This is a genomic window from Thermoplasmatales archaeon (assembly GCA_026127925.1).
Classification (GTDB): Archaea; Thermoplasmatota; Thermoplasmata; order Thermoplasmatales; family Thermoplasmataceae; genus JAKAYB01.
The window spans coordinates 1-23,877 of the sequence record JAJSLM010000015.1 but is presented as its reverse complement, the minus strand read 5'-3'; the positions used below and the strand labels follow the sequence as shown (position 1 = coordinate 23,877).

The following is a 23,877-nucleotide window of genomic DNA, read 5'->3' as shown; positions in this document are numbered from 1 at the left end:
TGACAAATACCTTCCTCCTGTATTTTACGACCTGGATGAAGTGGTAGTATAATGAATATACAGAATGTGCACCTTTGTCCAGTTCATAAGACATAGTTATCGTAATACTCCATATACTATAAGCTTTTCGCTCGCTTTCATCCCCTATCTTGCGAAAGGGGAATTCCCGCTCGCATATGTTAAAGCATCGTATGGACCAACAGCAGGTATTTCCTTATCGACAATTCCTGTTTCGTTAATTTTCTTCATAACAAAAGCTTTCATAGTTAAACATGTAGTTATCTGATAAAAAATTATACCCTAATATGTAGAACCACGAGATTACAATTTTATCGTTAATTGCACATTTCTGTTATGTGTATATCCTGATATTTGTTCATGCTTATTGTGGGTTTATGGAGATGCCATAATTCCATTTTTCAGGCTATTATATCAAAGGAGTTGAGCAGGCAAAACTTATCGAAAATTGAGCAGATTCGTGTGGTTCAAGAACTTTTAATCCTATTTTGTTGTTAAAGGCGTCCGGAGCTCCCGTCATCGGCTCAAAAGCAACAGATTTACCCTCACAGTACTTTCCATTATAGAGCTGGAAATATGGAAATTTCTCCCCCTCTATCTTAATGGAATGATCACCAAGCCGAATGGTTTGATTTGGACCCATAAGGAAACAACTATCCATGTTTGCAGCTGAAGATGAACCCAGTTCTCTGACATCAATATCTGAGAAAGTTCCATCTGGAAAGTAATCATCAACCACATTGAGTCTTTTTAGCTTACCTGACCCCATGATATTCCATTCGCCGGAATACAAGAAATAAGGGTGAAGACCAACAACTAGTGGTGCCGACGCATCATCAACATTCTCAATAGCAAAAGTAATCTTAAGTTGCAGGTCGGATAAAATAAAATTTAATTTTATGAGAAGTTCAGCGGGATAACCTTTGTTCTCTAATGTGCATGACAGAGTAGCGGAAGACTCGTTGATTCCGTCTACGCTCCAATCTATGTTTCTACAAAGCCCATGTATCGCGTTAGCCCCATCATTTTTCTCCATATGGTACTCTTTTCCTTCAAAAGTATAAGTTGCATTTCTTACCCTATTTGCAAATGGTATCAGGACTGCACATCCTCCGTGCGTTTGAATACCGTCGTTACTCTTCTTTAAAACATCGAAAGTACCTAGCCTTAATTCAGACAAGTATGCCCCAAGCGATTCTATTATAGCGAAGCTTGTTCCTGATTTGAGCAATATAGTTTTCATTGTGAAACCTAATGACAAACTTTAATTTTATATTAGGCTTATAGGGATAATGAAGGATATCCAAATTGAGGATGGGATATTCATATCCGATCTTTATTGTGCTTATCTTTCAGATATATCCACAGTGGTAATATCCGATTTGCATCTTGGATTCGAGGAAGAAATGAATCTACATGGCTTATTTCTTCCAAGATTGCAATTATCTCATGTTCAGGAAACCGTTGGAAAGATTCTAGACAGATATCAACCGCAGCACCTCATAATAAACGGTGATTTCAAGCATGAATTCTCAAGAAATTTGCCCCAGGAATGGGATGACATAATTGAATTTATTGACAAATTTTCCAGTCAAGTAGACATGAAATTCATAAGAGGGAACCACGACAACTACCTAATTTCCGTATTGAAGAAGAGGAACCTCGAACTTCTGGAAACGTTTGAAACTGAGAGATATCATATTTTCCATGGAGATAAAGATCTGCCGCTGCAAAAATTTACAGTCTTAGGTCATGAACATCCATCTCTAATCTTGAGGGATCGAGTTGGAGGGATATTTAAAATTCCTGCTTTTGTATACAATAAGGAGGAAAAGGTCCTAATAACTCCGGCAATGAGTTTCTTTTCATCTGGATCGGACGTAATCGAAAATCTCGTAAATGATGAACATTTCACCCCATCTATAAAGCACACAAAACCAGAAAAGTACAGAGTTTACGGTATAACTGAAGAGTTTGGCCTGGTTGACTTCGGATACCTGGGCGATTTAAGGGATAATCAAAGAATAGAGATACCAAGGATTCATTGGTAATGAGGCTGCGACCTGCAAAATCAGTTATAGATTAGGACTTGCTGTTGCATAATCAGATATGGGCCAAGGACTCGCAAATGTTAAATAAACTCTAAAGATAAAGCCTGAAGCCCCGATAGTGTAGCGGCCTATCATACGAGCCTGTCGAGCTCGTGACACGGGTCCAAATCCCGTTCGGGGCGTTTGAATAAAACTCCGTATCCCCTATTTCTCTGATGCTCATTTCTCAATGCACAGTTATATACGAAGGGTTTACTCTCTGGGATATATTAATATTAGGATAAAAATATATGGGCATTTTCATCACCTATATCCCCGCTATCTGTTTACCTAATTTACCCAGATATTTGTCTATATCACCTGATCTGATAATGTTAGAATCTGCAGTGTAGATTTTCTTAGCAGTCCTGTCAGCACAGAAAAAGGCAAGAATCAAACGATCCGCTTTTTCTATGGAATAATTTTTAATTTTCATAAGTTCTTCAAAATGCTGTATCCAGTCCTTATTAACATCATCGAGACCAAAAACCACTATCTTTTTATCATTCATCAGCTTTCTAACATTCTCCATTTTTTCAAACACAGAATTCAAGGTGATGGTATTTGTGTATTCGAAATTAAGGACACGGTTAAGAGATTCCCCCAGTGCGTATTTGCTAATCTTATACACATCGTCTGACCAGTTTGGTCTGTAAAATTTTTCTCTGACAGCTTCATGAAACTCCTTATTATCAGGTATCAGATAATTTAAAAGGAAGTTGGCATCAACATGGTAAACGACGGATTCTGACATGAAGATCTTGCCACTTAAAGCCAGGCCATCCCCTTAATTTCCTCGTATACAAAATCGACGTAATCTGTGGTTTTATTATTGGACAGGAGAACATCCTCTTTAAATTCTTTAGTCCTCTCCACTGGTCTCTCTGTTTTGTGTGTATTTGAGAACATAACGATTGTTGAGGCAATTTCCAGCCACAGATTGTCTTTGCCAGAGATGGCTTCTGCCATTTCTTTAGCCTCATCTGACAATGATTTTTCAGTATCCGTATAGGAATTATCAGTTATGCTGTAATAATCACTGGCAAGTTCCTTTGAATAAGGCCCCCTAAGATAGAGAGAAAAGGGGTAGTTAAAATCATTTGTCTTATGCTCGATCAGGAAAACGGCTTTTTGAAGTCTGAGCCTTTTATCGAAGTTATTATTGAAGCCTAAAGTATTGTCTTCAGCACGGACAAAAGAATCCGAAACTTCAGACGGCGTGATTCCGAGGATCTTCATCAGTTCCAATAATTTTTTTGTCATTTCCTTAACCCCCGGGGTGTTGATACACCTAGATTTAAGTATAGATTAACTCTATTTAAGGATGTCTGACGTTTTAAAAGCGTTAGGGACAGATTCGAGTCGAAAAAGATAATGAAGAGGCTTGACCAGCGTCCCCGCACTCTATAAGATAAGGAAATTCATCTATAGCTATTATGATCTTTGATCTGCTAGTCTTTGTTTGAAATGAACTACTGGAGGTAAGAACACTGAAAAAGGAATACCAATCATCAAAGTTTGCTGTAAGGATGCTTTCATCACCCAGGAACTTTGACATCATAGATTTGAAACTGTTTATGTTTTCCTTGTCTCCTTCTGCGGTTGCAAGGAAATAAACACGTCTATCACCTATAAACTTACTGATCAATTCTGTTTTCCCAATCCTTCTTCTACCATAAAGAATGAATAACGAAGCCACTTTTGCGGATCTTGCACTTTCCAGAATTTTCATTTCTTCAATCCGGTCTACAAATTTTTGTTGAAACATAAGTATTATACTTTAGTCACTACAAAAATTTATAAATATCTTCCTGCAGCGATTGGCTGCTATGAACCCCAACTACTGAACACAAAAATTGTTGCGCTATGCTTTTTAACTACCTTTAATCTCAAAACTAGACTAGAATATCCCCCCTCTCTTCGTGCTTGTATAAGGATGACGAACCGACACAAAGTTTCTTGGCTGTTCCAGATAGTGTAAATTTGCCTATCCTTTCTTCATCAACAATATTCATTGTGGCCCTTATGACGATTTCGAGGAAGCGGCATAACATGCAATAGATGAGACAGTTATGGATTCATCAGTTTCTATAATAACATCACAAAAGACCTTGCTCCAGAAACTTACAAGGTACCACTAGCTGAGCACCATCTGAATCTTGCAGGAATACAGGTTAAGTTCTGTGTTACCTTGCCTAACGGAACAAAACAGGAGACCCTTCATTAGCAAGTTCTTCATTAACTATAGTTTCGCAGGGCGTTCTTACTGTGAGCTTAATGGCAAAGAACATGATGATAGCTGTTGTGAAAAGTTTGAAGATATCAATTTTAAATCATTTCTGAGACCTATTCCCTACATTTTTGTGCAGCTCCTTTTAACAAGAAAGTCATATTTTTAAGAGTCAAACAACAAAGTTTCTCTCATTATGTAATGAGGTTATTTATTGCCCGAAAATTTTATTCATTCTATTTTTCGTGTACTTGCAATAGTATTTATCTATTTCGAAACCGATACATTTTATACCGAGCGATACCGATGCAATGGCAGTGCTTCCTATCCCCATAAAAGGGTCCATAACTGTCTTTGCCTTTTCAACACCATGGAGTTTTATGCACATTTCTGGCAATTTTGGAGGAAAAGTAGCGGGATGAGGGCGCTCCTGGCTAGCTGAACGAATCGTCTTATACGGTATGAACCAAACATCGCCTCGATCCCTTAGATCTTTTTCCCTGTGAAACCTCCTAATATTTGATTTATCCTGGTATCTTGCACCTATGGATAGCTTATCCAGATCCAAGTGCCCGGATTTTGTAAAATGAAAAATGTACTCATGATTTTTACCTAGGTACCTCCTGCTATTAACTGGCTTGAGGTGCCCTACTGTCATGTCGTCCGTTATCTTTCCGTAGTTCCCAACGTCTTTTTTAGATATGGAAATGCTCTTCACCCATACTATTACATTTTGCAGGTTAAAAAACTCACGCATCTGCATTGCCACTTCCCAGGGAACCCAGGGATCTGTTGGCTTCGAACCCATGTTGAGGAAAAAAGATCCCTCGTCACTCAAAACCCTATTTATTTGTAAAGCGACATCTTTCATCCAAGACAAGTATTCAGCGCGTCCCATATTGTCCCTGTATGTTTTGTACCGAGCTCCAATGTTATAAGGAGGTGAAGTTACAACAACGTCTACACTTTTTGGCTGAAGTTTCTTCATGCCTTTTATGCAGTCTGCGTTCCATATTCTTGAATTGGACAGAGCCTGCACAATTACCTGCCTGCTCAGAATAGCAGATTTGCCAACGCTGTCAGGATGATTGCTGCTCTGCTCCATATAACGGTCATATCTTTGCAATTAATGATTTTACCGTAAACCAAAAGTTCAGCATTGGCTGCTTCAAGGGATTTTCATAAACGTTTATGCAGGATTTTTGTTCTTCGGAGCGCCGATAATTTCGTCTTGCGATAGGTTACCGGACAAATATCCAGCAAAAAAGAGCGCCCATATGAAGTTTGGATACACGATTAGTCTTTCCATTCCTCCGTGCCCAAGGCCAAGAAAATGTCCACTCCCGTACAGTATCAGTGCAACTAATCCTATTAGGCCCAGAACAACCCATAGAAGAGTATTCATGTTTCTTATCTTCATTAATATAAACAATGGGGCAATAGAGATCATCAAAAAAGCAAGGAATGCAGCTATTGTATGAGGAACGAAATAATACTCTGGGAATGTTCCGACGCCCATCGCGCCGATACCAGCCAATATAAACACAATTCCGAGTGGAAAATAAAACTTTCTCAAGAAGTAACCAGAAAGAATTATAAAAATTCCAAGGAGGATTATCGACGTATTGAATATATATGCGGATGCTGGATGCATCCTGTAATTGCCAAGATCACTGATGTAGTTGTGGGAAACACTGTATCCGGGGAAAATAAATTCTGCGATGAACATCAAAATCATAAATTCGGCTACACCTATGAAAAGAAATAAACTCGCAAACTGTATTTCTCTCTTTCTTGATAACATTCTAATACAATACATGTCCATTATATATAAATATGTTTGTATGTAATCCTAATTATTCAAATCGAAAACTCCCTAGTCTAAATGAGCCTAGCGGACTTACGTTAGCCATCAAATTTTCGACCGAAAAAAATTTCATTCTAAGTGTAGTCATTTATTTACATTTTTTATATAATAGTTTTTGGTAACTGTAGGCGGAGCATGAACCAGCCAGATTTGAAGGACTTGAAAGAATAATCACTGAATTTTATATAAATATAAAAGAAAATGCTAACTCTAATATACAATGGTCTCCTAAACTGTATACAGAATGTACAAAAATAATGAGGAAAAACATCTAGGCCCCAGATTGGGTATAAGTATCTGGATTATGGCAATAATATTCTTCCCGTTAATATTTTTTGTAATATTGAATTCTACTGACATCTGGACACCTTTCACCATTTATGCCACACTCTCGTGGTCCTTCGGTCTCCCTATAATAGCCATTTCATTCATAGGGGGATTAAGTTCCAGAAAATTCAGGATTTCTGACTTTAAGGGAAGAACTTCGAAAAGGGTCCTATTCGAGGTCCCCACTATAGGCAATATTGCAAATCTAAATTCCCTATACAGAGTTGTAGATTCCATAATAAAATTTGCCCCTGCAAACCTTGATAACTGGCGCGTTGACCTTGTCCTAGAGGAGTGGTCGGAGGGAATTGAACTCATTAGGAGCAGATATGCCGATAACAACAAGGTGAATCTGATAATTGTACCAAAAGGATATACCTCTAGAATGAAATCTGTAAACAAATCAAGGGCATTACAGTACGCTTTAGATTACCACGTTTCTCGCGGAGAAAATGACAGGGAGACTTGGATATTCCATCTAGATGATGATGCTTCGGTAGGTTCCGATACCATAGCTGCCATAGCTGAGCATCTGAAATTCAAGGGAGAAAAATATCTTCTCGCTCAAGGAGTTCTTGCTTTTCCACACAGCAATTCAAATTCAATAATCCCAAAATTTGCCGATTCAATGAGGCCAACTGACGATCTTACAAGATTCTATTTCTTCACAGCGTTGATAAAGACCCCTCTCGTTGGCCTCCATGGCGAAAATTTACTAGTGAGATCCGATGTTGAAGCAGAGATAGGCTGGGATAACGGGAACAGACCAATCTCCGATGATAGCTGCTTTGGTTTATCGTTTTCGGAACGTTATCCAGGACGTTCTTCTTTTCTTCCTGCTTTTACCTATGGAGCTTCCCCATGCAGCATTTCCGACATGTTGAGACAGAGACGTCGTTGGCTAGTCGATTTAACGAATCTTGGTATCTATGGTCCACTTCCGTTGAAATATAGACTCATTTTCATCTACTCTGTTCTTTTCTGGAGCAGCATGGTAACACAGAACATCATCTTTGGTCTTATTGTTCTTCAGTCTCTTCATATTATAGCTTTTGAGCTGATTACTCCACCAATGGGAGTAATGTGGGCGTTTACATACAGCTTCTGGATCTGGTTCTACTGGAACGGTTTACACATCAACCATCAGGTTACAGAAAAAAAGAAACCGTTTTGGAAAAAGGCACTAATAATGGTTCCACTGTTTTTCTTTGTGATAGGCCCACTTGAAACCGTTGGAGGCATCTGGGGATTATACGCTTTCTTAAAGAAAGAAAAAAGGTTTCAAGTAATTATGAAACCAAACTAAATTTTGTTAATGATAGTCCTTCCATTTTCTGGAAAAATTTTAAAAAAAATATTATTTTGTTTTAGATATGATACCGTTCAGTTTGCTGACGAGCTCGGCTAACTTATCTTTATAAGTTGACATCTCTCCTCCAAGATCTGTGAAGTAGTTCATGTAAGAGTCAATCTCCGATAGCATCTCGTCCACAGTTTTTGGTCTTGAGAATGGAGAGAATCCCTGCATTATTGATCTCTTTATTGATAGTTCTTCTTTCCCGGACTGTGTCAGTTCATACCTACCGTCATCGAGTTTTTTGACGAAACCTTCTTTTTCTAATTGGGAAAGTAACGGATATATTGTACCAGGGCTTGGTCTCCAACGCCCCATGCTTCTAGAAAATGTCTCGTCCATAATTTCAGAACCCCTCATAGCCTTCTCGGAAAGAACATCAAGCACTAGATTTCTGAGGCCTCCAAACATGCCCCATTCCCTGTTTCCCATTCTTCCTCCATGCCTGTGCTCATGTGTCCATCCTTCTTCATTCATTCGTCCATACATTTTTTTATCACCATACCGATATCGCTTTCCGATATTTAACTATATCGATTACCGATAAAGAACATGTTATCCCTGCTCCTCAAGGAAAGATGAATTTCTTATGCAAAAAAGACATTAACCCTTTGATATAAATGATAAATTCGAATCAGATAAGCCCAGGTTTGGAAGACGTTAACATCAAGTGGACAAGATTAACAAGCATAGATGGAAACAAGGGTATCTTAAGATACGGCGGTTACTCCATAGATGATATTATAAAATCTGGCGCCGATGTAGGAGAAATACAGTACCTATTCCTTAATGGAAAATTGCCCAATAAGGAGGAATTCAAAAATTTTTCTGAAAGCGTCGAAAGAGGGTATAATGTTCCTGACTATGTGATCAAATCGATTAGAAATCTTCCTTTGGAATCGGATTCTGTTGCAATGCAGATGGCTTCTTTTGCCTCACTTGCTGCTGCAAAAGCCAAATTCAGGTGGGATAAAGATAAAGACAGGACTAACGCGGCTGAAGCCATAGGGATTATGTTAGGAGTCACCGCAAATGTCTATAGACATTTTATGGGTCTCGAGCCAGTAGTTCCAGAGAAGAAGGGAGGTTTTGCAGAAACTTTTCTGAACGCATGCTTTGACAGGAAACCCTCAAAAGAAGAAGTAGAAGCGATGAACGCTGCTTTGATATTATACACTGATCATGAGGTACCAGCCTCGACAACCGCCGGCCTTGTCGCCGTATCAACCCTTTCCGACATGTATTCAGGGGTTACAGCCGCACTTGCAGCATTAAAAGGACCTTTGCATGGTGGCGCTGCTGAGGCCGCGATAGCGCAATTCGCCTCAATCGGATCGGAGGACAACGTTGAAAAGTGGTTCGACGAAAATATAGTTAATAATAAGAGCAGGTTGATGGGATTTGGGCACAGAGTGTACAGAACCTGGGACCCAAGAGGGACAATATTCAGAGAGAAAGCTAGAGTGCTGGTGAAAAACAATAAGGAGGCTGAGAATCTTTTCAAGATCGCGTTAAAGCTTCAAGATCTTGCTGTTCCTAGATTCGGTAATAAGGGCATATACCCGAATACAGACTATTATTCCGGAATTGTATACATGTCTCTTGGTTTCCCATTAAAGAACAATATTTATACGGGCTTATTTGCGCTTTCCAGGATAACGGGACTTATGGCCCATTTCATAGAGTACGTTGAAGAGCAGCAACGTTTGATACGACCAAGAAGTATATACAGGGGTCCGGAACCAAGAGATTTTGTACCTATAAATAAAAGATAAAAATTTCGATGGAAAATATCTCCTGAGATTCAATCCCCATTTCCATGCTCAAAGTATCCTGAAAGATATGATTCAGAATCCACCTCAGCCTCATCCGCGGTGTATATCTCTACCAGATATTTCCCAGTATAGTTTTGCATTCTCCTGTTATTTCTTACATTTACTGATTCCATTTAAGAAAGATAATTACAATCCCTATTTATAATTTGTTGAATCGCACTACGTTAATTGCCGAAATGAAACTTAATGCTGTCTCACAAACGAATAAAAATAGAGATTAAAGTTTCCCTATGTCGTTGACGATGTTAATATCCAGCGCTTCGTTCCCAGGTTCCCAGTTAGCTGGAATTGCACACATGTGCCCTTCACTCGCAGGCGTGTCATGCAGAACCTTTAAGCCCATAAACGCGGAATAAATGTGCCTCACATCTTTTCCGAGGCCGTTGTTGAATAACGCAACGTACTGAACTTTCCCCTCTGGATCGATAATTACAAGACCCCTCTGCGCTTGGTACCCTTTCGAATCAAGGAAACCATAATCTCTGGCAATCTCTTTCTTGTAATCATCTATAAGCGGGATTTTGCTTTTGCTTACTCGTGGAGATGTGTCACACCACGCTTTATGAGAGAAAACGGAATCCTCACTTATTCCAAAAACCTGAGCTCCGTCTTCCAGGAACTTATCATAAGAACCCATAAGAGCCTCGATATCCGTGGCGCAAACGAAAGTAAAATCTCCTGGATAGAATGTCAGGATAACCCATTTTCCCCTATAATCAGATAGTTTTACTGTCTTTATCTCTTTACTCTCAGGGAAGTACGCCTCTGTTTCAAAATCTGGTGCCATTTCTTCTATTCTCAACATATTAACCATTCAGGGAATGCCAAAATGATTGATATTTTTTACTAATCACATCCTTCTCCTTCGTTTTCCAAATCTTTTGCTACATTTACCTTATATAATGAATAAAAATATTGCCCTATGACTCTGCCTATAGGATCACATGCGCCTGATTTTAAGGGAACCGACGAAAATGGAAATACCGTAACTCTCTCTGAAGTCCTCAAAGACACAAACGTTGTACTTTACTTTTATCCAAAAGATGAAACACCAGGCTGCACAAAGGAGGCCTGCACCTTCAGAGATAACTGGGAAGACATTAGCAAGCTTGGCGCAACAGTGATAGGCATAAGTTCTGATTCCGTTGAATCCCATCATAAATTTAAGGAGAACCATTCTCTCCCATTTACCCTCATTAGTGATCCCGACAAAACTATAAGGAAAGCCTACGACGCAGTTGGTGCCTTGCTCCCTCCTCGAATTAGTTATGTCATTACTAAAGACGGGACTATAGTCCATGTATATAATTCACAGATGAATCCAGCAAAGCATGTTGCCCTGGCTAAGGAAAAATTGAAGAGCATAGCAAATAAATGAAATACCTTTAAGTGAAGTATACATTTTTTTCATGTTTCATAAATCAAAACTTTATATTTCCTAGCGTTAAACCCTTGTGGAAACCGACACCGCAAGATCGAATTATAAAATACTTGTTTGTGACAAAGTTGATGACATACTGGTTTCTGGATTGACATCTAGAAAACTGAACGTGAGCTACGAGCCTGAAATATCTTCTCAGGAACTTATGCAACGCATTCCTGAGTTTGACGCAATAGTCGTTAGAAGCAGGACAAAAGTTACAGCTGATATCATTGAGAGAGCTAGAAAACTAAAGGTTATAGCAAGAGCTGGAGTAGGTATCGATAATATAGATGTAAAGTCTGCTCAAAAGAACAATATAAAGATAGTGACTGCAGCAGGATCCTCCACTGATTCTGTGGTAGAACTTGCAATCTCTCTTGCAATTAACCTGGCAAGACACATACCAGAGCTTTGTTCTAATGCAAAGAAAGGCTCCTTCAATAAAAGAACAGGCATAGAACTACATTCTAAAACAGCTGGCATTATTGGCTTTGGACGTATAGGATTTCAAACTGCAATGGTTCTCAGAACGCTTGGAATGGATATCGTTGCGTATGATCCGATACAGAACGAAGAGCGAATAAAATCAGTGTCCGGGAGGTATTCTACACTTCAAGATCTCCTTAAGGTCTCCGACATTATTTTTCTGATGGTAACGCTAGATAGCGGATCTAAACCAGTTCTGCAGGAAAACGAACTATCGTTTCTAAAACATTCCGCTATTATCGTCAATACCAGCAGAGCTGAGGCTATTCATGGACCTTCGTTATTGAATTATCTGAAGCTGAATAGATCCGCTGCATATGCTACCGACGTGCTTGAGAACGAACCTCCAGTTAAAGAATGGGAAAGGGAGCTTATTTCACTTGACAATGTTATAGTAACACCACATATTGGTGCACAGACCGTAGAAGCTCAGCAAAGAATTGCAATGATGACCCTAGAAAGACTCCTCGAAACGATAGGAGTTGAGTAAAAGTTGTTACTTATCCCAGGACCAGTTGATGTACCGGGCATTGTGAAAGAGGGGTCGGCATATGTGCAGAATCATCGATCACCTGAATTCAAAAATATCGTCGCAAAATGCAGAGAACTTTTAACGGAATTTTCTGGATCTAGCGAAAGTGTAGCTACAACGGGCAGTGGCACAACTGCAGTGGAATCCATGATATATTCCTTTAACAAACCTCGAGATGAAGTGCTCTGCTTTTCATTCGGTGAGTTTGGAAATAGGCTTGCTGACAGTATAAGAAACAGGGGCTGCAATCTGACACTGGTAGGGAAAGGAGAGAACACAATTATAGAGAAAGGCGAGGTATCAGACTACGTTCGAAAGAACAAAGGAATATCATCGCTCTATCTCGTTCATAACGAGACAGGCAACGGGACGGAATTGAAAAACCTCAAGGAAATAGTATCAGAAGCCAAGTCGTTGGGCTTGAACGTATATGTTGACTCTGTGTCTGGGTTTGGTGCAACTGAGATAGCGGTGGACAATTGGGGTATTGATGCGGTCGCTACGTGTAGTCAGAAGGGCCTGGCCTCTGTACCTGGGCTCGGGATAGTTTTGCTTGGAAAGGATACATTAGATAAACTCCGAAACCAGCTATACTGCCCTGCCTATCTTAACCTGGCAATCTCTGTGAAATTTTTTCAGAAGAATGAAACACCGTATACACCCTCAACAGGTTCTTTCAGATCGCTTTATTACGCACTTCAAATCCTAAAGAATGAAGGATTAGTAAGGAGATGGAAAAGACATGAAGTCCTCAGCAGAATAGTGAGGGAAACGTTAATTCGTATGGGCGTTAAAATTTATGGGACATCAAAGAATTTTTCTAATTCAGTTATTGCTTTCGACCCAGGTGTACCTGTGGAAAAGTTCGTGTACGAGCTTGCAAATGAGGACATTATTGTTTCTCGAGGAATGGGAAGTTTCAGAGACAGTATGGTGAGAGTTGGGATTCTAGGAGTGGTTGACAATGTTAAGATTTCCAGGTTTCTTAATGCGTCATCCAAGATACTGGGCAGTTCAGAGCGTGTCGATCCAGAGAACTTTCCAGAAGAATCTAGATTTTATAAGAAATGGCTGGAGATCGATAGGTAATAGCCAAACGATGCAATTGAATGAATATCTCCCTAGATTTTACACCCCACCTCCCCACAAAACTAAATTAAACATAGAGTATGTCTGCTTGTGTACAACCCTAAATCATTCAAGGTAACGGATAGGGAGAAGATAGTCGAATTTGTTAGAAAAAATAGTCTTGGATTATTAATTTCATATTCCGACGAAGAATTTTACACTTCACATATACCGTTCCTAGTTAATAATGAGTGCACAATTCTTACTGGCCATTTAGCTAAGGCCAATCCCCAGTGGAGAAATCTGGATAAGAAAAAAGCACTTATTATTTTTCAGAGCATAAACCATTACATATCTCCAACATGGTATAATGAAAAGGGAGCAGTTCCGACATGGAACTACATATCTATACGTGTGAGTGGAAATGCAAAAATAATTTCAGATGAGAGTAAGATCATGAAAATAGTGGACGATCTTTCTGATTTCTTCGAGCCAATGTATGGAGGCAAATGGAAGGCTGATTGGGAAGATAAGCAAACGTCGGATATGCTGAAAAGCATAGTTGGTCTACAAATAGAAGTTATGGAAGTAGAGGGAAAATGGAAACTCAGCCAGAATCACCAGACAGCTAACAAGGAAGCTCTCATAAGGAGCCTTCTAAATTTGGGAGATCATTCTGCAAAGGAAATGGCTGACGAAATGCAAAACCTTATTGATAAATCCGATAGAGCAAGCTAGACCAAACTCTGTTTGTTTGAAATTACATAAGAATGTAAATTTAGCGACGCTTATAGAAAATGCGCAAGCAAGTTGGCTACAACCCCTCGAGGTGAAACATGCACATCACATCCTATATAAGCTATTTATTTTATTTACGAATTGTTTTAAAGCTATAGGTTCATTACGTCATTAATGAACCAAACATTGATAGAACATTCTTTTGCCTGCGGGGGTTCTATTACATCTGCGATACCCAATCATGTTGGTGAAAATAGATGTGGGAGAATGTACATATCAACTTTTTTATGCTCCCTTGATAACACCACTACTGAAAATTTTTACAAAATAGGTTATTTCATTTGTCCTTCGAATGCGGTGAATATAGAATCCTGTTTTTCTGAAAAGGCAAAGCTAGATTTTGGAAGGTAAACGGAATGAGATACAGTGCTCTGAAAAGAATCCTCCATCGACTGGATAAACCGATCCTGACATTTGTTGTCCTCTCTTTTTTCTTGGCTACACCCATGGTAGGAACAGGTGTACCACATGTACAATCATTTCACAACAGTTCAGCGATTCCTTCTTCAATTCATAAGATAAAACATGTCATAGTTGTTATAGAGGAAAATCAGGCATTTGACACTATATTCGGAACATATCCGTTTGGATATAGGCCAATAGTAAACAATGTGACAAACTCTGTAATGAGGCCAACGGGACTATATACGTCATTGAATCAGCTCAACACAAGTAATGGTGTCTTATCGAATATATCTATACCAAGAGTCCCATGGTTCAACGTATTTGGAAGCGCCCATCCGTATTACGCTGACGGCAATTCTACCGTTGATCCATACGAAGGGTGGAGTTCCTACCATGGCGATTATTGGTTTGACACCGAAAATGGATTCTACTATTATTCTGGCCCTCAATCGATGGCCTATTTTTCTTACGAACAGGTTGGAATATTGTGGGATTATGCTGAAGAATATTCAATATCAGACAACTATTTTGCTCCGGTAATGGGCTTCACAGAACCCAACAGGATTGCATACCTCACTGGAAACCCGCCAGGTTTTTACAGCGATAGTGCAACTCATGTTCTTCCATTCAGCGATTCAATTATGAGTCAACTCACCAGGAATAACGTTTCATGGAACTATTACGTATACGGGTTAGATGGTGGTGTTCCATGGCCTCTTGATGCATTTATAGGTTCAAGCCAGTACCAATCTCATTACCAGGATATCAGTAGCTTTGATTCTGCCCTTAAAAACAACGCCCTACCTTCGGTATCCTGGCTCATGTTTTTGGGAGGGAATACCAGCAAATACGACATGCATCCACCTTATAACATACTCTCAGGCTCTGAAAAGCTTGCCGGCGTTATAGATAATGTGATGAAAAGCAATGAATGGAACTCCACTGCAATATTCGTCACATTTGATGAAGGGGGAGGCTACTATGACCGAATCACACCGCCGGCGATAAATCACTTTGGACTTGGACAGAGAATTCCACTGATTGTGATATCCCCCTATGCCAGGGAGGCATACATAGGAAATTCAACAATATCTGGGTACTCGCTGTTGGGTTTCATAGACAAAACATTCAATCTATCCTATATTACAAGCACCGTAGCACAGAGCAATACTGCGGGTCTTATGGATATGTTCAACTTTTCCAGGCAACCTAGAGCACCAGTTATGATTTACCCTAACAACTGGACCTACCCGATGAAGCTACAATATCCGGTACATAATGGATATGTTGCAAAGGTAACCGATCACGTTGGATATGCTACAGTTTACAGCGCCCCAGAGCTGAACTGGCTCCTGCCAATAGAACTGTCGGCCTTCGCTGCAATAGTTGTGTCACTAAAATTCAAAAAGGCCGTATATTATCCTGCCATAGTTTTCCCTATAAGTTTGGGAATATCAGCGTACATTAACAGCTATTACAACATATATTCCTTCATTTCCGAATACTACCTTTTCTCTTCACTTATAGGTGTCCTTATAGCGCTAGTATTGCTTTACCGGAAACTTAGAAAGGATGGAAAGATAAAGTGGATCAAGTAGCATTCTTAATCTCTTTCCTTCCCTGCCTCTTTGAAGGGGTAGAAATGTCTATGTTTTCTATTCTTGCTGTCTCCCAAGACAAGAGACTCGGGAACATGGGAACAATAGCGGGTGTTCTAATCGTGTTTCTCTTGATATATGCAACATACGTATTCCTCCCCTTATTAATAAATGATGAAGTTGAAAGGATCATGAAACTTGTTTTAGGATCCTTTTTTCTGGCCATGGGCACCATGATCCTGCTCTTCAATGAACATCATTCACCAAAAGGTGCCTTCATAACTGCAACACTTGGGATCGCGGCAGAAGGTGTCGAAGTTGACTTATTCCAGGTCTCATCGTTCCTAATCACAGGGCACCTTCTGTCTGCAGTAATTGGTGGAATCGCAGGCTTCGGAATTATGCTACTGATATTCAGAATTTCTTCGATTAAGGTACCTGAGAAAATTATAAGAGGTACAGCAATCGTAATTGTTTACACTGTAGGTTTCATCATTTTAACTAGCGGACTGACTTGAGCAGATATATAGAATAAATAATATCAGTAAATATATATAGCAAGTTTAATAAAATAACTATGTATGACTAATTAATGGCACAAGAAAATTCTACCGATGAAAATCTGAAACCTGCATTACAGAGCGCAAATGGGGCGGCTGTATGGGTTCCGTCAAGATTTGCCGCCATGCTAAATGTGTTAATAGGATTCCTGTTGCTGATTGTGGCTCCATTAGCAATGTCCATATCAAAAAGCCACTTCAATGGACCTGTTCTGGCTGTGAACACAGTTTTTGCTCTCCTGATAATGATATTTGGCGTATTTGACTACAGGGCCCAGTTATCCAAGGACAGAAAACTCTGGATAAAACTGCCTGTTGTAATGATCGTACTAGGATTCATACTCTTCTTCCTCTATTCAGAGTTTTATGCAACACCATGGATCAAGACATACCATCTTTACTTTCTACCAATAGATTCCTACGGGAGTATCTTCTATATGTCATATTATGTAGCCCGAGATTATCTATCGACAATGAGCCATACTGGAGGAATATTGATCATACTCCTGGCACTCTATGAGATAGCATATGTTAAGTATGTCGCGATGAAAGAAAGCAGAACACCTTCAAAAATAAAATGAACAAAATGTTACCCTTCACCCGATTCGGGTAACAAAGTTTAATAATTGAAATAAGACATGTATCAATTATGAGCAAACAAAACATTATTGATCTGACGAGATCTGTGGAAACATTTATGCCGGTATGGCCAACAGCTCCGTTGCCCGAGATTAAACCTGTAGGAATAATAAGCCGTGATGGATATAATATTGAAACCATTTCATCGACGACTCATACCGGGACACATATTGATGCCCCATATCATTTTGACGAAATGGGAAAAAAGGTTGACGAGATCGATCTTAGCACGCTAATAGGGCCCGGATATTGTATAAGGGTGAAAAGTGAGGGCCACGAGATAGAAATCGAGGAACTAGAGAGTAAATGGAAAGAAGACTATTCTGGGAAGATCATCCTTCTCAATACAGGATGGAGCAGGAAGAGATCGTTTGCCAGAGAATTTCTATACGACTTCCCTGGGTTGAGCATGGATGCTGCGAAATTTCTCTACGATAAGAAAGCAAAAGTTGTCGGAATCGACACATTGGGTATGGATCCATTCGAAAGAACAGATTTTCCTGTACACAGGTATCTTCTTGCTAGAGACATACCCTTTATAGAAGATCTCAGCAACCTTGATGCACTGAAGGAGGGCACAGAATACACAATAGTTGCTCTTCCTCTGAAACTGAAGGGGGCCAGTGGGTCGCTGGCAAGAGTTGTTGCAATCTCTCAGTAATGGCTGAATAACTTACCTCTTCACGTACACAACTTAGCAAAACCGTTGGACTGTTGATCAGTAGAGTATTATATTCTTCTCATTTTACCGTTAAAGATGGAGCAGAAGATTTGGATAAATGGATCGCTTGTTAATAAGTCCGACGCAAAAGTGCCAATTCTAACACAATCACTGCAGTACGGCACTGGAATATTCGAGGGTATAAGATCCTATGAATCGGAAGAAAATGGCTTTGTTTTTAGGCTATATGACCACATGGTTAGATTCACTGAATCAGCAAAGATTTACAGAATGAAGTTGGGCTTCACTGCTAAGGATCTTTCGCAGGCTGTTATTGATACAATAAAGGAAAACGGCCTAAAATCCTGCTACGTAAGGCCATTTGCGTTTTTTTCTGATGAAACCGTTTCCCTTGCAACAGACAGCCTTAATGTTAGCGTTGCTATAGCCACAGTAGATCTCGGAAAGTACTTCGGATCGAATGCCCACAAAGGACTTAACTGCATGACCTCTTCCTGGAGAAGAATTAACTCTAATATTCTTCCTGTGCACGCGAAAGCAAGCGGAAATTACCTGAATTCCTGCTTAGCTAGTACTGAAGCAAAACTTGCTGGTTATGATGAAAGCTTGATGCTATCTGGGGAGGGTTATATTTCAGAGGGCCCTGGCGAGAATATATTCATGGTAAAGGATGGCATGATAATTACTCCGGGTATGGAAGCAAGCATACTCAAAGGAATCACAAGGGATTCCGTTATAAAAATAGCAAAAGATCTCGGCTATACGGTTAAGGAGAGACTGATTCATAGGGACGAAATTTACTCCGCAGACGAAGCTTTCCTCTGTGGAACCGCCGCTGAAATAACTCATGTAAGGAGTCTTGACAGAGTGGTTATCGGAGACGGGAACGCAGGAATTGTCACTAAGGATCTTAGAGACAACTTTGAGAAAGCCCTTTCAGGAAAGAGCGAGAAGTACAAAGAATGGATTACTCCAGTATATTGAATTAAGGCCTTTTGAGCGGGGGAACCCATATTTGTTTCAGAAAGAAGAAGATAGTATGGAATTATCGCTTTATTATTGCCAGTTTCATCTCTGTCATGTCCTCGATTGAAAACCTTACACCTTCTCTTCCAAGTCCGCTGTTCTTTAGACCGCCAAATGGCATTGTATCAATCCTGAAATCCGATGTATCGTTAATGAGAACCGTTCCGTATTCGAGCTTTTCGATGGATAGCATAGCGAGATCAAGATCTGATGTAAAGACACCTGCTTGGAGTCCATACTTCACGCCATTTGCAAGTGAGACGGCTTCTTCAAACGACTTTATTTTCTTCAACAACGTAACAGGACCGAAAATTTCATTGCCCCATATAGGCAGCGACGTATCTGAAAGTTCCAGAACAGTTGGATGCATGAAAGACTGATCTCTTTCCCCTCCAAGAAGCAGATCAGCACCATCGGCTACAGCTGTTTTAATCAAGTCCTCAACACGCAGAGCTTCTGATTCTGAGATCATTGGACCAATGTCCGTATTCTCATCCAATGGGTCGCCTATTCTGAGCCTGGAGGACAGCTCAACAATTCTGTTCTTTACATAATCGTAGACATCATCCTTTATAAGAATCCTCTGGGCATGTATGCAATTCTCACCTTGAGACTCAAAGGCTGCCTCGACAACAAGTTCGGCCGCACTGTCAAGATCTGCATCGTTCCATATTATCACAGGCGAATCGTTTCCCAGTTCCATGGAATATTTCTTTATCTTTCCGGTGCCGAGAATTCTTTCCGCTGCGTCTATGCCCCCAGTAAATGTTACGCGCTTAACTTCATCAGAGTTGAGAATGGAACGCAAAACGGCACCCTCACCTGAAGTGATCAATACCTGGATGGCGTCTTCCTGAAGCCCGGCCTTGATCATTGTGTCTCTAAGGTTCACAGCACTTATTGGAGTAAGCGTTGAAGGTTTATTTATTACGCTATTTCCAGCAGCTATTGACGGAGCAACCTTGTGAACAACGAGGTTAAGGGGATCATTAAAAGGCGTTATTGCTAGAACCGGCCCAATAGGTTCCCTGGTATAAAACGCGAATCTATTAACTCCACGAGGCTCGACATCCATTGGCACTGTTTCACCGTGTATCCTCTTCGATTCCTCTGCGGAAAAAAGCAGAGTAATGGCCGCACGTCTGACCTCATTTCTTGCATATTTTATTGGCTTACCTGCTTCACCGGCAATATTACGCGCGAAGTCCTCTGAATTTTGCTCCAGGAGTTTGGAGGCTTTGAGCAATAGTTCATACCTTTCAAAAAGTGGCAAATTTTTGACATAACTATATGCTTTCTTGCTTTTGGCAATGACAGATTCAGTGTCCTCGACCTTTGCCTCTTCGTATTCTGCCATTACATCTCCAGAATATTTGTTTCTCACTATCACATAATAGAGATAAGACAGCGAGATTTTACAATTTCGTTACACAGACAGATAGAATAATGCTACTTGGAGTTTCTTAAAATACTGACAAGGTCCGAAATTGCCGCTTGCGCTGTTTCGCGTTTTCCAGTTTAAGCAAATCTCTTTTTTCATAAAAGAGGTCGAAAAATCCTTTTCCAACTGTTCCGAAGCCAACAATCAGAATCTTGAATTTGCTTTTAGCCATACGAAGTAATTTTGTTTGAAGAATTAAATTTGTCTAGTATGGAAAATAAAGAGAGACCTTATTGAGAAATGATTATGGTGTTACTGTAGATACAAGATCCTGAAAAGTTTCTCTCCTACGGATAAGCTTTGGTTTCCCATTAACGATCATGACTTCAGCAGGGCGAACGTTTCCATTGTACTGGCTGCTCATACTGTAACCGTATGCACCCGTGTCAAAAACTATTATCAGATCGCCGACCTTCGGATCTGGTAGCACTCTATCCAAACCAATTACGTCAGAGGTTTCGCAAACTAGCCCAACTACTGTGCATTTAGAACCATGTTTCCCCATGAATTTATTCACTAGTGAAATTTCATGATAAGCGCCATAGAGTGCGGGTCTGAGCAGTGTGCTCATTCCTATATCGGTTCCGATGAAAATTCGAGAACTATTTTTTATGTTAGTAATCTGCCCCATCAGCACAGTCGTGTCAGCTATGAGATACCTCCCCGGTTCTATTATAATTTTTAAATTTTCATTGTCTACCTTATTTTTGTCAACAATAGATCTGAATGCACTAAAAACCGCGGCGGTATCGAGCGGCTCCTCTTCAGGTCTGTAAGGAATGCCGAGACCACCGCCTGCATCTATGAATTCAAATTCAATGCCTAATTTTTCCTGAATTCTCAACATAACTTCCATGGCTTTTGAAAATGTATTTCCGAAGACCTGTGGATCAAGAATTCCAGAACCCTCCATATAGTGAAAACCAAAGCGCTTTACACCCAGATCTTTGGCCTTACTGTACGCATCTAATATCCGATCCTCAAGAATCCCGAACTTCGTTCCAATGCCACCGGTGGTAATACCAGGAAAATAGCCATGGCCTGTTCCAGGATTGAATCTAAACGAAATGATGTCTGGCAATTTAGCCTTCATTCTTTCCAGTTGGCCGATGTCGTCGAAGTTTATGCCTATATTTTGTTTTGCAATATCATCCATTTCATATTGCTGCAAGTTATTGGAGGTAAGCATAATCTTTTCTTTGGCTATGCCCCCCTTTAATGCAAGATTGAGTTCATTCAGATTTGATACGTCAGCTCCAGAGCCAAGCTCGGAAAACAAAGATATTATGTGCGGGTTTGAATTTGCTTTCACCGCATATTTTATTTCAAAATTCTTGAAATTCTTGCTCATGGATTTGGTCAATCGTTCAAAATTTTCTCTTATCCTGTTAGATGATGTTACATACAGCGGTGTACCGAAATCTTTGGCAATTTCCTCAAGATCACAGCCGTCGATCAGCATTCTGTGGTTGTTAACCAGAATCGGAGGATAATATTCCCGAGGCATCTATAGACATTTCTTCCTGAGTATTAAAACAAGATTCTGGCATCCACGACAATGGAGCCATCGACGTTGACTATCATTGGATTTGCATCAATGCTCTTTATTTCAGGATGCTCATAAGCCAGCCATGAAAATCTAACTATGGCATCCGCTACAGCCTCAGAGTCCAGCGCCTTTCGTCCACGGAATTCCTTCATAAGTTTTCCGGCAAGTGTTTCATTTATCATGTCATACGCATCAGAACGGCACAAAGGAGCGACTCTGAATGAAACATCTTTTAGGACCTGGACCGTTATACCGCCTGTGCCGAACATCACCGTCGGGCCAAATGTTGGATCATTGACTGTTCCGATTATTGTCTCTATTCCGTCCTGTACCATTTCCTGAAGCACTACACCATCTATTCTGGCGTCTTTCACGTTTCTTCTTATGTTTGAGACTATCTCATCGAAGGCCTTACCGACCTCATCCACAGAAGATAGATTCAATTTGACACCACCTACGTCCGTTTTGTGCATTACGTCAGGACTCTCTATCTTTGCCGCGAGCGGAAATGCAAGACCTTTAGACAATTTTTCTGCATCTTCTCTTGTCTTAGCAAGAATTGTATTATTGACCTTTATCCCATAGAGTGAAAATATTTCCTTTGAATCTCTCTCGTTAAGCGAATTTTTTCCTGACGAAATGAAGCCGCTTATCATGCCTTTTGCTTCATCGCTTCGCATTCCCTGTGGTTTTTCAGGCGAATTGCAAATCTTGCTCTTCAGAATGTTATGCTTTCTGAGAGCAGAAATAGCCCTCACACCCAGATCCGGAGCGCTGAAGGATGGTATCTTATTCTCTATAAGATAATCAGAGGCGTTATCAGAAGCTTTGCCACCGACAAAAGCAGCGACCAGTGGAACACGCCTTTTTGTTGAAGTAAAGGCATCTGCGATACCTTTAGCAGCTTCAAGTGGATCGAGATCTGCGACCTCACAGTACATGGCAAGAACTGCATCTACAGACTCATCTTCCATTGCGGTCCTTATAGTGTCCGCATACATCTTCCTAGTAGCCATTGCACTCATGTCTATTGGATTTCTCAGGCTACCAAAAGAAGGAATAATACTCCCGATTTTCTGCTTAAGTTCATCAGCTGGATCATTCAAAGGTATGCCATTGGCCTCAGCGGCGTCTGTAGCCAGAACTCCAATGCCGCCGCCGTTTGTCACCACTATCAAATGATCTCCTTTCATTTCCGGCTGCAATGAAAGCGTCAGAGAGAAATCAAAAAGTTCGTCTATACTGTAGGCCCTCACAACACCAGCTTGCTTCAGAGCACCATCATAAACCATGTGCGATCCAGCCAGTGAACCGGTATGAGAAGCGGCGGCCACGGTTCCGTGCTGTGAAACGCCAGACTTAAGCATTATTATTGGTTTTGTGATTCTCTTTGCTGTTTCAATGAATCTACGCCCTTGCTTCAGGCCTTCTGTGTAAAGAGATATGCATGATACATTTTTATCTGAGTTCAGGAAATCCGTTACCTCTGAAAATTCTAAATCCCCCATGTTGCCTATGCTTATCAGATGGGACATGCCTATCTTGTCCCTCAGCGTTCTGGCGTCAAGCGCAATGATCATTGCACCGCTCTGAGAAATCATCCCTATAGATCCCGGAAATGGAAGATAGGGGGCAAAGGATGCATTCATCTTTATTACGCTATTAAGAGTACCCACTACATTGGGCCCAAGAAGACGAACGTTATATTTCTTGCACACTGAGACGAGTTCTTCCTCTAGCTTAACATTTCCGACTTCAGCGAAACCGGAAGCGACCACTATTATTCCAAAAATTCCTTTCTTTCCACATTCCTCAGCTGCGTCAGGCGTATATTTTGCTGGTATGGAAAGTGATGTGCTCCCTTTATTATTTGTACAGTTATAAGAGAGATAATATACTACGATATAGATATAAGGGGGAGTCCAGAGGGGGTTTTTTGAAACTCCTGC

At 40.3% G+C, this 23,877-nt stretch carries 25 protein-coding genes and 1 tRNA gene; 13 read left to right on the top strand and 13 right to left on the bottom strand.

Annotated features, from left to right (window positions below; all coding sequences use genetic code 11):
* Both LVQ96_08720 and LVQ96_08715 read right to left on the bottom strand, forming a co-directional pair.
* Positions 1-94, bottom strand: a 94-nt coding sequence (locus LVQ96_08720; protein MCW6171231.1) for an IS200/IS605 family transposase, incomplete at its 3' end; no start/stop codon positions are given.
* Positions 95-427: 333 nt separating this feature from the next.
* Positions 428-1,261 (bottom strand): aldose 1-epimerase, encoded by an 834-nt coding sequence (locus LVQ96_08715; protein MCW6171230.1) that lies wholly within the window; start codon positions 1,259-1,261, stop codon positions 428-430.
* A 49-nt stretch (positions 1,262-1,310) separates the two neighbouring features.
* Between LVQ96_08715 and LVQ96_08710 the strand changes: the two genes are divergently transcribed.
* Positions 1,311-2,069 (top strand): metallophosphoesterase, encoded by a 759-nt coding sequence (locus LVQ96_08710; protein ID MCW6171229.1) that lies wholly within the window; start codon positions 1,311-1,313, stop codon positions 2,067-2,069.
* A 109-nt stretch (positions 2,070-2,178) separates the two neighbouring features.
* Positions 2,179-2,251, top strand: a tRNA-Asp gene (locus LVQ96_08705).
* A 125-nt stretch (positions 2,252-2,376) separates the two neighbouring features.
* On the opposite strand, the gene LVQ96_08700 is transcribed toward LVQ96_08705, so the two are convergent.
* The 5 genes from LVQ96_08700 to LVQ96_08680 all read right to left on the bottom strand — a co-directional run bounded on the left by LVQ96_08700 (position 2,377) and on the right by LVQ96_08680 (position 6,142).
* The gene (locus LVQ96_08700; protein MCW6171228.1) at positions 2,377-2,862 is read right to left on the bottom strand and encodes a hypothetical protein; all 486 of its coding nucleotides are present in this window, start codon (positions 2,860-2,862) and stop codon (positions 2,377-2,379) included.
* A gap of 14 nt (positions 2,863-2,876) precedes the next feature.
* Positions 2,877-3,371: a hypothetical protein gene (locus LVQ96_08695; GenBank protein MCW6171227.1), complete on the bottom strand. Its 495-nt coding sequence runs from the start codon at positions 3,369-3,371 to the stop codon at positions 2,877-2,879.
* 82 nt (positions 3,372-3,453) lie between these two features.
* On the bottom strand, positions 3,454-3,876 hold the full coding sequence (locus tag LVQ96_08690) for an ATP-binding protein (protein ID MCW6171226.1): 423 nt from the start codon (positions 3,874-3,876) through the stop codon (positions 3,454-3,456).
* A gap of 673 nt (positions 3,877-4,549) precedes the next feature.
* Entirely contained in the window at positions 4,550-5,443 is an 894-nt protein-coding gene (locus LVQ96_08685) for a site-specific DNA-methyltransferase (GenBank protein MCW6171225.1), read from the bottom strand.
* An 84-nt stretch (positions 5,444-5,527) separates the two neighbouring features.
* Complete coding sequence (locus tag LVQ96_08680) at positions 5,528-6,142, bottom strand: DUF998 domain-containing protein (protein ID MCW6171224.1); 615 nt, start codon at positions 6,140-6,142, stop codon at positions 5,528-5,530.
* Positions 6,143-6,449: 307 nt separating this feature from the next.
* Between LVQ96_08680 and LVQ96_08675 the strand changes: the two genes are divergently transcribed.
* Positions 6,450-7,838: a glycosyltransferase family 2 protein gene (locus tag LVQ96_08675; protein ID MCW6171223.1), complete on the top strand. Its 1,389-nt coding sequence runs from the start codon at positions 6,450-6,452 to the stop codon at positions 7,836-7,838.
* Between the two features lie 51 nt (positions 7,839-7,889).
* On the opposite strand, the gene LVQ96_08670 is transcribed toward LVQ96_08675, so the two are convergent.
* Positions 7,890-8,375, bottom strand: coding sequence for a PadR family transcriptional regulator (locus tag LVQ96_08670; protein ID MCW6171222.1), 486 nt, complete (start codon positions 8,373-8,375; stop codon positions 7,890-7,892).
* 131 nt (positions 8,376-8,506) lie between these two features.
* On the opposite strand from LVQ96_08670, the gene LVQ96_08665 reads away from it, so the two are divergent.
* Positions 8,507-9,661 (top strand): citrate synthase, encoded by a 1,155-nt coding sequence (locus LVQ96_08665; GenBank protein MCW6171221.1) that lies wholly within the window; start codon positions 8,507-8,509, stop codon positions 9,659-9,661.
* A gap of 29 nt (positions 9,662-9,690) precedes the next feature.
* On the opposite strand, the gene LVQ96_08660 is transcribed toward LVQ96_08665, so the two are convergent.
* Together LVQ96_08660 and LVQ96_08655 are read right to left on the bottom strand one after the other, a co-directional pair.
* Positions 9,691-9,834: a hypothetical protein gene (locus LVQ96_08660; GenBank protein ID MCW6171220.1), complete on the bottom strand. Its 144-nt coding sequence runs from the start codon at positions 9,832-9,834 to the stop codon at positions 9,691-9,693.
* Positions 9,835-9,938: 104 nt separating this feature from the next.
* Entirely contained in the window at positions 9,939-10,526 is a 588-nt protein-coding gene (locus LVQ96_08655) for a peroxiredoxin (protein ID MCW6171219.1), read from the bottom strand.
* A gap of 117 nt (positions 10,527-10,643) precedes the next feature.
* Here LVQ96_08655 and LVQ96_08650 point away from each other — a divergent pair, with 117 nt between their 5' ends.
* The 9 genes from LVQ96_08650 to LVQ96_08610 all read left to right on the top strand — a co-directional run bounded on the left by LVQ96_08650 (position 10,644) and on the right by LVQ96_08610 (position 18,896).
* Complete coding sequence (locus LVQ96_08650; protein MCW6171218.1) at positions 10,644-11,099, top strand: peroxiredoxin; 456 nt, start codon at positions 10,644-10,646, stop codon at positions 11,097-11,099.
* 76 nt (positions 11,100-11,175) lie between these two features.
* Positions 11,176-12,120, top strand: coding sequence for a 3-phosphoglycerate dehydrogenase (locus LVQ96_08645; GenBank protein MCW6171217.1), 945 nt, complete (start codon positions 11,176-11,178; stop codon positions 12,118-12,120).
* A gap of 3 nt (positions 12,121-12,123) precedes the next feature.
* Positions 12,124-13,251 (top strand): aminotransferase class V-fold PLP-dependent enzyme, encoded by a 1,128-nt coding sequence (locus LVQ96_08640; GenBank protein MCW6171216.1) that lies wholly within the window; start codon positions 12,124-12,126, stop codon positions 13,249-13,251.
* A gap of 90 nt (positions 13,252-13,341) precedes the next feature.
* Positions 13,342-13,968, top strand: coding sequence for an FMN-binding negative transcriptional regulator (locus LVQ96_08635; GenBank protein ID MCW6171215.1), 627 nt, complete (start codon positions 13,342-13,344; stop codon positions 13,966-13,968).
* Positions 13,969-14,384: 416 nt separating this feature from the next.
* On the top strand, positions 14,385-16,031 hold the full coding sequence (locus tag LVQ96_08630) for a hypothetical protein (GenBank protein ID MCW6171214.1): 1,647 nt from the start codon (positions 14,385-14,387) through the stop codon (positions 16,029-16,031).
* A 44-nt stretch (positions 16,032-16,075) separates the two neighbouring features.
* On the top strand, positions 16,076-16,549 hold the full coding sequence (locus LVQ96_08625; protein MCW6171213.1) for a hypothetical protein: 474 nt from the start codon (positions 16,076-16,078) through the stop codon (positions 16,547-16,549).
* Between the two features lie 74 nt (positions 16,550-16,623).
* Positions 16,624-17,172 (top strand): hypothetical protein, encoded by a 549-nt coding sequence (locus LVQ96_08620; protein MCW6171212.1) that lies wholly within the window; start codon positions 16,624-16,626, stop codon positions 17,170-17,172.
* Positions 17,173-17,240: 68 nt separating this feature from the next.
* Positions 17,241-17,891, top strand: coding sequence for a cyclase family protein (locus LVQ96_08615; GenBank protein ID MCW6171211.1), 651 nt, complete (start codon positions 17,241-17,243; stop codon positions 17,889-17,891).
* A gap of 96 nt (positions 17,892-17,987) precedes the next feature.
* Positions 17,988-18,896, top strand: coding sequence for a branched-chain amino acid transaminase (locus LVQ96_08610; GenBank protein MCW6171210.1), 909 nt, complete (start codon positions 17,988-17,990; stop codon positions 18,894-18,896).
* Between the two features lie 61 nt (positions 18,897-18,957).
* Here LVQ96_08610 and LVQ96_08605 read toward each other — a convergent pair whose 3' ends face one another.
* The 3 genes from LVQ96_08605 to LVQ96_08595 all read right to left on the bottom strand — a co-directional run.
* Positions 18,958-20,295 (bottom strand): aldehyde dehydrogenase family protein, encoded by a 1,338-nt coding sequence (locus tag LVQ96_08605; protein MCW6171209.1) that lies wholly within the window; start codon positions 20,293-20,295, stop codon positions 18,958-18,960.
* A 328-nt stretch (positions 20,296-20,623) separates the two neighbouring features.
* Positions 20,624-21,886 carry a diaminopimelate decarboxylase gene (gene lysA / locus LVQ96_08600; protein MCW6171208.1) on the bottom strand — a complete coding sequence of 421 codons (1,263 nt, stop codon included), beginning with the start codon at positions 21,884-21,886 and terminating at the stop codon, positions 20,624-20,626.
* A 23-nt stretch (positions 21,887-21,909) separates the two neighbouring features.
* Positions 21,910-23,877 (bottom strand): acetate--CoA ligase family protein (locus LVQ96_08595; protein MCW6171207.1); only part of this gene is annotated, 1,968 nt, incomplete at its 5' end.